11 protein-coding genes and 1 pseudogene are annotated in these 11,752 nt (G+C 48.4%); all 12 read left to right on the top strand.

Translation table 11 applies throughout. The annotated features are described in order from the left end of the window. Positions 1 to 108: 108 nt before the first annotated feature. Complete coding sequence (locus FFT88_RS19455) at positions 109 to 483, top strand: glucosaminidase domain-containing protein (protein ID WP_240725983.1); 375 nt, start codon at positions 109 to 111, stop codon at positions 481 to 483. Continuing rightward, positions 468 to 941 (top strand): hypothetical protein, encoded by a 474-nt coding sequence (locus tag FFT88_RS19450; RefSeq protein WP_130218498.1) that lies wholly within the window; start codon positions 468 to 470, stop codon positions 939 to 941. Before FFT88_RS19455 ends, FFT88_RS19450 begins: the two co-directional genes overlap by 16 nt. 42 nt (positions 942 to 983) lie before the next feature. After that, positions 984 to 1,079: pseudogene (locus tag FFT88_RS25675) on the top strand (cytoplasmic protein); the annotation flags it as partial. A 192-nt stretch (positions 1,080 to 1,271) separates the two neighbouring features. Then, positions 1,272 to 2,006 carry a hypothetical protein gene (locus FFT88_RS19440; RefSeq protein WP_097315889.1) on the top strand — a complete coding sequence of 245 codons (735 nt, stop codon included), beginning with the start codon at positions 1,272 to 1,274 and terminating at the stop codon, positions 2,004 to 2,006. Then, complete coding sequence (locus tag FFT88_RS19435; protein ID WP_089621603.1) at positions 2,003 to 2,374, top strand: hypothetical protein; 372 nt, start codon at positions 2,003 to 2,005, stop codon at positions 2,372 to 2,374. Before FFT88_RS19440 ends, FFT88_RS19435 begins: the two co-directional genes overlap by 4 nt. A 24-nt stretch (positions 2,375 to 2,398) precedes the next feature. Beyond that, entirely contained in the window at positions 2,399 to 4,612 is a 2,214-nt protein-coding gene (tssI, locus tag FFT88_RS19430) for a type VI secretion system tip protein TssI/VgrG (RefSeq protein WP_135403845.1), read from the top strand. 23 nt (positions 4,613 to 4,635) lie between these two features. Beyond that, positions 4,636 to 5,079, top strand: a complete 444-nt coding sequence (locus FFT88_RS19425; RefSeq protein ID WP_130209707.1) for a DcrB-related protein — start codon at positions 4,636 to 4,638, stop codon at positions 5,077 to 5,079. Positions 5,080 to 5,099: 20 nt separating this feature from the next. Next, a complete protein-coding gene (locus FFT88_RS19420; protein WP_240731076.1) occupies positions 5,100 to 9,143 on the top strand; it encodes an RHS repeat-associated core domain-containing protein in 4,044 nt (1,347 codons plus the stop codon). Next, positions 9,144 to 9,572 (top strand): hypothetical protein, encoded by a 429-nt coding sequence (locus FFT88_RS19415; protein ID WP_135403844.1) that lies wholly within the window; start codon positions 9,144 to 9,146, stop codon positions 9,570 to 9,572. It abuts the gene before it with no gap. Between the two features lie 27 nt (positions 9,573 to 9,599). After that, positions 9,600 to 10,190: an RHS repeat-associated core domain-containing protein gene (locus FFT88_RS25665; RefSeq protein WP_276606039.1), complete on the top strand. Its 591-nt coding sequence runs from the start codon at positions 9,600 to 9,602 to the stop codon at positions 10,188 to 10,190. Next, a complete protein-coding gene (locus FFT88_RS19405) occupies positions 10,187 to 10,666 on the top strand; it encodes a HEAT repeat domain-containing protein (RefSeq protein ID WP_135403843.1) in 480 nt (159 codons plus the stop codon). The genes FFT88_RS25665 and FFT88_RS19405 overlap by 4 nt, the downstream gene beginning before the upstream one ends. Positions 10,667 to 10,883: 217 nt before the next feature. Next, positions 10,884 to 11,752, top strand: an 869-nt coding sequence (locus FFT88_RS19400; protein ID WP_135403842.1) for an ISAs1 family transposase, incomplete at its 3' end; no start/stop codon positions are given.

The raw sequence follows: 11,752 nt of genomic DNA, 5'->3' as shown, positions 1-11,752 counted from the left end.
GAGGAGTGAATCATTGGTTCTTATGATAAAGCCTGTAATAACGCTGGTGTAGTAAGGTTTGTACAGCAATATCTGAAAGAATGTGAATTAATCGCTAAACAACTTGATGTGCCCGTAGAAAATATCCTGGGGCTTGCCGCAAAGGAGTCCTTTTACGGGCAGGGTCGAATCGCGACAGAATACAATAACTATTTTTCCATGCATGGTCCGACACCTTTACAGTCAGGGCAGGTTCACCCGCTGGGGAGTAATAAGGTTTGGGTTGCCACTTATACCTCTTTTTCAACTAGCGGAAAGTCCTTTGCAATCCGATTTGGTAATGCGGTCAGAAATAAAAAATCTCCGGAGCAATTTGCGCAGGCATTGATTGATTCTGGTTTTAATTCAGGTAAAAACAGTAATGGCGGCCATACCGGTTATGCTAGTGAGTTAGTGGGGGTGATTAATATGGTTAAGCGGAGAATAACATGTCCTGTAAATTAATATTAGTATTGCTTTTCATGGTCGTGTCCGTGAATTGTTGTGCTGAAATTCTTATCAGGAATGTGCCGCGGTTTGATCTAACGAATGTTAACCAGTCAGGTCTTACTGAAACACAGACGCAGGCATTATTGGTTTTTTCACTAAAAAATGAAAAATATAATGTGGAATTGTCTGGGGTTTTTCTTGACGGTTCTCTGAAGGATAAAAAAGGTAACCTGTTTCATCCTGGGTATTTTAGTTTTGGGGTAGGTTATAATTCTCCTTCCGCCGGTGCGACAGATGTGTGGGGACTATTTTCAGTTAGCCCTGTAACTGGTGATATATGGGAAGAGTATTCATGCAGGAGAATCTCATTTTCCGCGCTGCAAAAAATACAAAAAGGAATAATGAAAAAAACCGGAGCAACGTTTGCCAGTGAAGTGGTTCAGCGCCGGGGGCTGGGTTGTACGGATGAGTAGTACATGTCATGGAATTGCCTGCCGTGACCGTGCTGGCTAGCAAAAATGTTAACGCAGGCGCAGCAGGGGCATGGATGGTTCTGGCAGCAGAACAGCAAGGGGCGGTATGTGGATGCTTTGCGACTGGAGAAAAAATAATGTGCCCACGAATGCTGAGAATAGCTATACAAAAATATGACGATAAACGTGCAGATGGGGAAACAAATATACCCATGAACTTCAAGTTGATTGCTATCTGTTTACTTCAGGCTACCCTTGGTCCCATCTGCGTTGGTGGGTAAGCAAGCATCTTCAGGTTTATTGGATATATAGCAATATAAGGAGGTGAACATGGGTAACTCTCAGGATGAGGCTATTCAGCAGGCATACGATGCTTATGACGACTTAATGCTGGATAAACGATATATCAGGGACAATGATGCTTGGGGAGATTTAAAAATTGACCGTGAAAATGGTGCAATCTCATTGTTGCTCAGATGGAAATATAATTGGATAAAAAGATGGGATGCAAAAACTGATTGGACAGATATGGAGAAAAATGCCTTTCATGGGAAAGTTATTTTTGTCATTAATCAAACATGGAATAATAAGATTTTTTTATCCGTTTCTGGGAAGTCTGAGTTTGTCAGTAAGTTTAATGGTAAGGATTTATCTTTCACAATAGAAATAATTCAGACTGATCGGCATGGGTATTGGGATGTGGTGGTGTTTAAAATTGATAATGATGATCCAAATAGTTTTCGTCAGAGTTCCATTGTCTGGAATAGTCGATACGTTGAACTTGACTCTAAAGATATAGTTGCAGCAGCTAAATGCCTTGGTTCATCAAAAATTTGCCATGAGCAAATAGGGCTGTCTCACGAGCTTGGGCATATTATTGGATATCTTACTGATGAATACTATAGTGATGATGCAGATAAAGCAACTACACCATTCTCTGGGGACGCCAGTGCGTTAATGAATATTGGTATGGAACTGCGCTCTCGTTATATGGGAAATGTCATTGAGCGGTTAAATAGAATGGTTCCGGGTTCTAATTTTTTTGTGAAAAGCGTAAAAAAATGAAACTAATATACGCTGTGATTATTTTTTTGATAGTGGGTGGGGCGAAAAATAGCATGCCTGATATTCCTGTACATGCTTATCTGAATGCGAGTGGTGTGTATAATAGAGTTGAAGAGAATGTTCTATTAAATAACTATGGTCAGCCAGCGTATGAATTTATAAAGCCTCGTTATAAACTTGTAGGCGAATATTATATAGAAATTGAAAATACCTATCGCTCAACAAATCCTGAATTCAGAAATATCCCCATCAAAGAAATGTTTTGGCATTTGCGGGGGGATTTAAATCTGACATGTTTTTTTCATTATAAAGATGGACAGTGGCGGGTTATTTCTTATTTTTTCTGGCAGCCGGGCGCTAAATTCTAATCCGATATTAAAGGAATAAATATCATGAGTTTTGTATCTACGGGTAATAAATCTGGCAGTAACCGTGGGCCAGCTATCTCCACGCCACTTATAGCCAGAGAAAGTGGTGGTATAAGCCCTGGTTCAGCCGCAACCGATGTAGCTGATGCAGCCGAGCAGATGGCAGAACAGGCCGCGGCGGACCTGTTTGGTGCGTTGCCGGAACCGTCAGGTCTGGTTAAAGCCGCAGTAGCTGCTGCGCAGGCTGCCGCTGCAGCAGCAGGGATATCGGATATGGCTGGTGCAGTTCAGGATGCGGCGGCGTCGATTGCAGCCGGTGGTCCGGGGGCGCATAACGTCACAGTAAGTGGTAGTGCGGTGCCGCCGCAGATGCTTTTGTTTGCAGGCATGAATGGTTCGGAAGGGCTTGGGAATCTGTTTTCCTACACAGTACAGCTTAAAACGCCGGATGCCCTGAACCTGGGGTACGTTTCCCCCGCAGCCAACCTGCCGCTTCAGCCGATGGTGGGCAAAGACCTGTGCGTCAGTATCGAACTGGACGGTGGCGGAAAACGGTATATCAGCGGGCTGGTGACGGCGGCGAGGGTAGTCGGCCATGAGGGCCGTTCGGTAACGTATGAATTACGCATTGAGCCGTGGCTGAAGCTGCTGACCCACACCAGCGACTATAAGGCGTTCCAGAACAAAACCGTGGTGGAGATTCTCGATGAAGTACTGGATGAATATTCTTTTCCGGTGGAAAAGCGGCTGGTGGAAAATTATCCACCCCGCGCCTGGCAGGTGCAGTATGGTGAAACCGACTTCGATTTCATCCAGCGCCTGATGCAGGAATGGGGGATTTACTGGTGGTTTGAGCACAGCGAGAACAGCCACACGCTGGTGCTGGCGGATGCCATCAATGGTCATAAAGCGTGCCCTGACTCGCCGCTGGTGGAGTGGCACCAGGAAGGGCTGAAACTGGATAAGGAATTTATCCACACCATTACGGCCAGTGAGAGGCTGCGTACTGGAAAGTGGGTGATGGACGATTTTGATTTTATGAAGCCTCGTTCGCTGCTTAAAAGTACCGTGGCCAGTCCGCGTGATACCGGTCATGCTGAATACGAGCATTACGAATGGCCTGGTGATTACTTCACTACGGGCGAAGGCGAGATGCTGACGCGCATTCGTATGGAAGCGCAGCGCAGCCCAGGCAGCCGGGCACATGGGGCCGGTCATATCCGTACCCTCATGACCGGGTACACCTTTACATTGATGAATCACCCGACGGCAGAAATTAATCAGGAATACCTGCTGGTACAGGCCACGCTGTTTTTACGGGACAATGCGCAGCACAGCGGCCAGGATCAGCATTTTACCTATGTCACCACGTTTGAACTGCACCCAACCAGCGAAGTTTACCGCCCACAGCGAACCCTGAGCAAACCCCACACCAAAGGCCCGCAGAGCGCCATCGTCACCGGCCCGGCGGGGCAGGAAATCTGGACGGATAAATATGGCCGGGTGAAGGTGCAGTTTGGCTGGGATCGTTACGGTAACAATGACGAAAACAGCTCCTGCTGGGTCCGTGTCAGCTATCCGTGGGCAGGGAAAGGATTTGGCATGATCCAGATCCCGCGTATTGGCCAGGAAGTACTGGTGGATTTCAAAAACGGCGATCCGGATTTGCCCATCATCGTGGGGCGCACCTATAACCAGGACACGATGCCGCCGTGGGGGCTGCCGGGCATGGCGTCGCAGAGTGGGATATTCAGCCACTCATTGCAGGGAGGGCCGACTAACGGAAATATGCTGCGTTTTGACGATAAAACTGGTGCGGAAGAAGTGAAGTTCCACGCGGAAAAAGACCTGAATACTACGGTAAAAAACAATGAAACCCACACGATCATGGTCGATCGCACAAAAACCATTGTCAAAAATGAAACCATCAGCGTGGGAGAAGACCGTAATGCCACCATCACAAAAAATGATGGTCTTTCCGTCAAACTGGCTCAAACCATCAATGTCGGAACGACATATCGTCTGGATGTTGGCGATCAATTTACCCTTCGTTGCGGCAATGCAGCGCTTGTATTACACAAGGATGGCTCGATTGAGTTTTGCGGAAAACAACTTTTACTGCACACCAGCGATGTTATGCAACTCATTGGCAGTGGCATTGATATGAACCCGGATGGCGGAAAAGCCATTACTGCGGATGATATTGCCCCGTTATCCACTCCGGATGCTTCTGAATAAAAAATAATAAAAGGATTTTATCTATGACCAGCCTTTACCGTATTCAGGAGGGCAGCTTTGCCCTGCCTGAAACTTTTCTTGATCGCACCGTCAATATCTTCGTCCCGTCGGGCAATGAGAGGGCAACTCCCAGTCTGAATATTTCCCGCGATACGCTCAGGTCCGATGAAAACCTGACCACCTATATTGACCGCCAGATAGCTTTGATGAAAAAAAACCTGGGCCAGCACCGGGTACTTTCGCGGGGAACGGCACTGGCGGGAACTGGCGAAGCTGCCATGACAGGTGAACAGATTCTCGCAACTCATCGTTCTGGAAAAACAGAAGTGTACCAGCGTCAGGCCGGGTTTATCACCGGGCCAGCAAAGGTACTGGTGTTGACGCTGACCAGTCAGCGTCCTTTTGATGAGCACACCGACCAGCTATGGACTGCATGGTTGACCAGTTTTCAGCCTGCTAAAAGCTAAAAAAACAGGGAGGTTTTGTCATGTATGAAGCCGCACGGGTGGATGATCCCATCTACCACACCAGCGCCCTTGCCGGGTTTTTGATAGGGGCCATCATAGGTATCGCCATTATTGCCGTCGCCAGCTTTGCTTTTGTTACCTGCGGCTTTTTGGCTGGGCTGATTTTGAGTTTTCTGGCTGATCAGATAGCTTCCGGAGTCCTGCAACTGGGAGAAGCCATCGGGCGCTCGATACATTCCACAGTGGGAAAAATTCTGACCGGTTCTGATAATGTCAGCACCAACAGTCGCCCGGCCGCCCGCGCCGTACTGAGTACGGTGATATGCGAAGACCATTCCCCGGAAATCCGCATTGCCCAGGGTTCCGGCAACATCTACATCAACAGCCAGCCAGCTGCCCGCAAGGATGACCACACTGAGTGTGATGCAGTGATTGAGGACGGCTCCCCCAATGTCTTTCTCGGCGGTGGTACACAAACGGTACTGGAAATCAGCCCGGAAATCCCTGACTGGCTGCGTCAGGTGGTGGATGTGCTGTATGTGGTCGCCGGAATGCTTGGCGGACTTGCCGGAGCCGCACGCCAGGCGGCAAAGATGGGGTCGAAATTTGGCACAAAATGCGCGGCCAAATTTATTGGCGGCGAAATTACCGGGATGGCCGTTTCCGAGGTCGCTATGGGGTTGTTCAGTAACCCGGTGGATGTCACTACAGGGCAAAAAATTCTGCTGCCGGAAACGGATTTCACCCTGCCGGGTCGTCTGCCTGTTACCTGTTCGCGCTTTTATGCCAGCCACCTGGAAACTGAAGGATTGCTGGGCAGAGGATGGCGGCTGAACTGGGAAATAACCCTGCGAGCTGATGAGGAACATATCACTCTGATTGGCGGACAAGGTCGGGAGTTAAGTTATCCGAAAGCGATGCTGACACCGGGTCACCAGATATTTGACCCCGAAGAGCAGTTTTACCTTAGCCGCCTGCATGACGGACGCTATGTGCTGCATTACACCGACCGCAGCTACTACGTGTTTGATGAGTTTGATGACCACGGCGTCGCGCCATTACTTTTTATGGAGACACCGTACCGGCAGCGAATTGCTTTCGGGCGTGAGAACGGCAGGCTGGTGCGGGTGGCTTCCAGCAGCGGGCACCATCTGTTACTGCACCGCACAGTGACGCCGGCAGGGGAAAGACTTTCGCATATTGAACTGGTGAAAGGCGGGCGTCCCGGTAACCTGGTGGAATATCGCTACGACGATAACGGGCAACTGACTGGCGTGGTGAACGGGGCCGGTGTGACGGTACGCCAGTTTGCCTATGAAAATGGCCTGATGACAGAGCACCGCAACGCGACGGGCTTTACCTGTACCTACCGCTGGGAAGAGATTGAGGGGGTTCCCAGAGTGGTGGAGCACTCGACCAGCGACGGCGAGGATTACCGGTTCCACTATGATTTTGCTGGTGGGCAGACGGTGGTAACCGGCAGGCCGGAGCAGAAGTGGCAGTGGTGGTTTGATGAAGATACGTATGTGACTGCTCACCGGACGCCGGGCGGCGGAATGTACCGCTTCACGTACAACGAAAACCATTTTCCCGTAGCGGTGGAACTCCCCGGCGAACGCAGGGTAACGCTGGAATACGACACCCTGAGCCGGGTGGTGAAAGAGACGGACGCGGCAGGCCGGGTGACGCAGACGCAGTGGAACGGCAGTTTTGATGAAATCACGCGCCGGGCGCTGGATGACGACCACATATGGAAGGCGGATTACAACGAACACGGGCAGGTGATACGGGAGACGGACCCGGAAGGGCGCGTCACGCGGTACGGGTATGATGAACAGGGGCTGGCGGTCAGCCGCACGGATGCGCGGGGCGGCCTGGTTGCACTGGTGCATGATGCGCGCGGCCAACTGAGGCGTTACACCGACTGTTCGGGGCGCGCCACGGGTTATGAATACGATGAAGACGGCAATCTGACGGCGGTGACGGACGCGGAAGGGAAAACAGTACGCATCAGCTATAACCGTCTGGGGCTGCCGGAGACGGTCAGCCACCCCGGTAAACAGCAGGACCGTTACACCTGGAACGCGCTGGGGTTACTGAGCAGCCACCGTCGCATCACGGGCAGCGTACAGTCCTGGCAGTATACGCCGCGCGGGCTGCTGGCGCTCCATACGGATGAAGAGAAACGGGAGACGCGCTGGCATTATACCGCGGAGGGATGGATTGCCAGCCTGAGCAACGGCAACGGGGCGCTTTACCGGTTCAGCTACGACGGCAACGGACGGCTGACGGGAGAACAGCGCCCGGACGGCCTGATACGGATTTTTGTGCTGAATGCGGGCGGGTATCCGGTCATCATCCAGACGCAGGGCACAGAAGGCGGGATGCGTAATGAGCGGCAGGAGCGTGACGCGCTGGGCCGCCTGTTGCGCAGTGACACGCAGCACAGTACACGGACCTTCAGCTACAACCGTCTTGACCAGATAACGGAAGTGACGCTCACCCCCACGCAAGTAGGGGAACGGCTGCACCACATGCAGGCGGACAGAGTGCGCTTTGCGTATGACCGCAGCGGATGGCTGACGGCAGAGCACAGCGTGCACGGCAGCATAAAGTACCGGCGTGACGCGCTGGGCAATCCCACCGACATTACCCTGCCGGACGGGCAGCATCTCAGCCATCTTTATTACGGCAGCGGGCACCTGCTCCAGACAGCGCTGGACGGTATCACGGTCAGTGAATATGAGCGTGACAGCCTGCACCGGCAGGTGATGCGTACCCAGGGGGCGCTGACGACGTTCAGCGGCTACAACGCCGACAACCGGTTAAGCTGGCAGCGCAGCCTGCCAGGCGGCAGCCAGAATCCGCAGCAGGCCGGTCAACCTCCGGCGCAGAACGACAGCGTGACGGCGCGGGACTATATCTGGAATGCGGACGGTGAAGTCGGCGGCATCAATGACAAACTGCGCGGTTGCCTGGTGTTCAGCTATGACCGCAGCGGCTGGCTGACCAGCCGCACGGGGCAGATGTACGACCATGACCATTATTATTACGATAAAGCCGGCAACCTGCTGACGGATGAATATCAGGGAGCGGTGATGGATAACCGCCTGCCGGGCTACGGGCGTGACCGTTACCGCTATAACGAATGGGGCGAACTGACAGAGCGCAGGGACCAGCAGCTGGAGTGGAACGCGCAGGGCCAGTTAACGCGGGTCATCAGCAGCAACAGCGAGACGCGGTATCAGTACGATGCACTGGGCAGGCGCATCAGCAAGGCGACCAGCAATCTCCATACCGACCGGGGAGAACGAAGCCGGACGACGTTTGTGTGGGAAGGGTTCCGGCTGTTGCAGGAGACAACGTGGCAGGGAAAGCGGACATACCTGTACGACGCGGAACAGCCGTACACGCCGGTGGCAGCCATCACGGGGCGCGGAGAGAGCCGGAAAATCTGGTATTACCACACGGACCTGACGGGCGCGGTACAGGAGGTGACCGCGCCGGACGGGAGGCTGGTGTGGGCGGGCTACCAGGCGGGATTTGGTGAAAACCGGGGCGACATCAGCAACAGCGGGGCGTACTTTGAGCAGGCGCTGCGACTGCCGGGGCAGTACTTTGACGAAGAAACAGGACTGCATTACAATCTGTTCAGATATTATGCGCCGGAGTGCGGGAGGTTCGTAAGCCAGGACCCGATAGGGCTGGCGGGGGGATTAAACCTCTACCAATATGCACCGAATCCGCTGGGCTGGATCGATCCACTTGGATTAGCCTGTTATCAAGCAACGCGAACAGATAAGGGTGTTTCTGTAGGTAAAAAGATATCTTGGAAAAATGCAATAGGTAGGCTTCGTGCAGGAAAAGATGTATTTGTTGAGTCCATCAAAGAAGCTCGTCGTTTGTCAAAAGCAGCTGGAAGAGGTAAACCTATGCGACACAGGCCCCATCCTGATAAGTTGGGAAGCACAAAAGGCCGATTACCTCATATGCACCCAAATCAACATCAGGGGCCTGCTGGTAATGGGCATATTTTCCACCCTGACTCTCATGTAAGTGATTAAATGTCTGTATATTTAATATATTTTGAAAAAAAACAGCAGCCCATGAATAATCATTTTAATGGTTTTAACAGTGTTAATGATTATACATTGCCAAATGTTTTACATGGTGAGGAAATAAGTGTTGAACATTTAGGGAAAAATATTAAAGCCAATATTATATATGATGGCATATCTTCAGGCGATTTTTATTTTTTTGGGAAAAATAGAGAAGGCAAAAAAGGTGAGTTATATCGTAAGTCACTAAAGGAATTCATCTTGAATCGAATGAAAAATGAATGTGTTAATCCATTTATTTATCTTAATATTTTTGATGGTGAAAATGTTAGCTGTATTAAATTGCCTGAATGCTACACTCAGATTTCTTTAGATGAGTTAGATTCTATTTTTAAAGGTGGCACATATAGAGGATTTTTTAATATAGTAAAATAAAATTCTATAACCGAACTCGATAGCGGTGTGCTTCGCTGCTTTCAGGGACAATATCTTGACCGTGAGGCAGGACTGCATTATAACCTGTTCAGGTACTACAATCCGGAGTGTGGGCGGTTTACGCAGCCTGACCCGATAGGGCTAAGAGGCGGGTTAAACCTCTATGCTTACGCGCCTAATCCGTTGTCATATATTGATCCACTTGGATTAAAATGCGCTACTCTTGAATATCATCATCGTCAGAAACCAGGTAAAATAACTAATTTGCGAGAACTTAAACGACAAATTAGGGGACAGATAAGAGCTTTCAATAAAATATTGAAAGAAGAAGGAATGGAAGGTTTAAAACGACGCATAAGTAATTATACGGCTAATGTGGAAAAGCAAGGTCGCGATTATGTTAGAAAGCTAGGGTCAGCCGGAGATGGGAAAGTTTGGTTGCATGAACCAGATATGCGAACAGGTGGGCTACCCGGTGATGTAAGCAGAACTGGGCTTAGTAGAGAGAATTCAATTCTCGGGGGGAATGCCCCTCAAATTGCAGACCAGATATTATCAATGTCTAATGATGTTGATAAGTTAACAGCTAAACTAATTCTTTCTGGAATATCACCATGAATAACAGCAAGAACATTATAGAAACTTATAAATCATTAAAAGAATCAGAGAAATTTGATTTTTTAGTATGCTTCAATTCGACGTTAGATCTTGAACTTGCATCATTTTTTCTTGCTTTGGTAAAAGATGATTCATGTGATGATGATTTGCGAATTGAAGCGGTAAAAATCATTGGGTTGTACAAGGGTGATTATGATGATCGTTTTATTATAAATGATCTTATTGAAATAATTAATTCAGATGAGGATGATAGCTTAATCGTCTCTTGCATAAATACATTATCCCTATTAAATATTGGTGATAATGAAATAAAATTTGCCTTAAGTATTATACAAAAGGATAGTTATATTTTGTTTAAAGGGGCTGCTTTTTCTTTAATATCCCATAATAAACACATTCCATCTGCTATTGACGCTTTAAGAGAGCTATTAAACAACACAGAGTATGGAAGATCAGCGGCAAGAGAATTGGCTTGATTCGTTTGATATAAAGCCGGGAAGCTTATTTACCTTCCCGGCTTTTTTATTATTTAACCTTCGTTCAGCACACCAGGGAAAGATCATCAGAAGTACACTTTTTGTACTAAATAATTCGCATTTTATGTTTAAAAATTGAGATATTCCTCATTACCTGAAGCTGTTTTTTATTACTTATACATGATCAAATACTCCTTACATAATTAAGGAGAGCAAAATGGAACTTAAAAAATTGATGGAACATATTTCTATTATTCCCGATTACAGACAAGCCTGGAAAGTGGAATATAAATTATCGGATATTCTACTGTTGACTATTTGTGCCGTTATTTCTGGTGCAGAAGGATGGGAAGATATAGAGGATTTTGGGGAAACACATCTCGATTTTTTGAAGCAATATGGTGATTTTGAAAATGGTATTCCTGTTCACGATACCATTGCCAGAGTTGTATCCTGTATCAGTCCTACAAAATTTCACGAGTGCTTTATTAACTGGATGCGTGACTGCCATTCATCAAATGATAAAGACGTCATTGCAATTGATGGAAAAACGCTCCGGCATTCTTATGACAAGAGTCGCCGCAAGGGAGCGATTCATGTCATTAGTGCGTTCTCAACAATGCACAGTCTGGTCATCGGACAGATCAAGACAGATGAGAAATCTAATGAGATCACAGCTATCCCTGAACTTCTTAACATGTTGGATATTAAAGGAAAGATTATCACAACTGATGCGATGGGTTGCCAGAAAGATATTGCAGAGAAGATACAAAAACAGGGAGGTGATTATTTATTCGCTGTAAAAGGAAACCAGGGGCGGCTAAATAAAGCCTTTGAGGAAAAATTTCCGCTGAAAGAATTAAATAATCCAGAGCATGACAGTTACGCAATTAGTGAAAAGAGTCACGGCAGAGAAGAGATCCGTCTTCATATTGTTTGCGATGTCCCTGATGAACTTATTGATTTCACGTTTGAATGGAAAGGGCTGAAGAAATTATGCGTGGCAGTCTCCTTTCGGTCCATAATAGCAGAACAAAAGAAAGAGCCAGAAATGACGGTCAGATATTATATCAGTTCTGCTGATTT

It is taken from the genome of Escherichia sp. E4930 (assembly GCF_005845405.1).
GTDB lineage: Bacteria > Pseudomonadota > Gammaproteobacteria > Enterobacterales > Enterobacteriaceae > Escherichia.
Note: the sequence above shows the minus strand (reverse complement) of the source record. Positions and strands in the feature narration are given on the sequence as shown.

Coding starts and splice junctions, on each gene's coding strand:
- FFT88_RS19420 (WP_240731076.1), top strand. CDS start 5,100: ATGTATGAAGCCGCACGGGTGGATGATCCCATCTACCACACCAGCGCC.
- FFT88_RS19435 (WP_089621603.1), top strand. CDS start 2,003: ATGAAACTAATATACGCTGTGATTATTTTTTTGATAGTGGGTGGGGCG.
- FFT88_RS19440 (WP_097315889.1), top strand. CDS start 1,272: ATGGGTAACTCTCAGGATGAGGCTATTCAGCAGGCATACGATGCTTAT.
- FFT88_RS19405 (WP_135403843.1), top strand. CDS start 10,187: ATGAATAACAGCAAGAACATTATAGAAACTTATAAATCATTAAAAGAA.
- tssI (WP_135403845.1), top strand. CDS start 2,399: ATGAGTTTTGTATCTACGGGTAATAAATCTGGCAGTAACCGTGGGCCA.
- FFT88_RS19425 (WP_130209707.1), top strand. CDS start 4,636: ATGACCAGCCTTTACCGTATTCAGGAGGGCAGCTTTGCCCTGCCTGAA.
- FFT88_RS19450 (WP_130218498.1), top strand. CDS start 468: ATGTCCTGTAAATTAATATTAGTATTGCTTTTCATGGTCGTGTCCGTG.
- FFT88_RS19415 (WP_135403844.1), top strand. CDS start 9,144: ATGTCTGTATATTTAATATATTTTGAAAAAAAACAGCAGCCCATGAAT.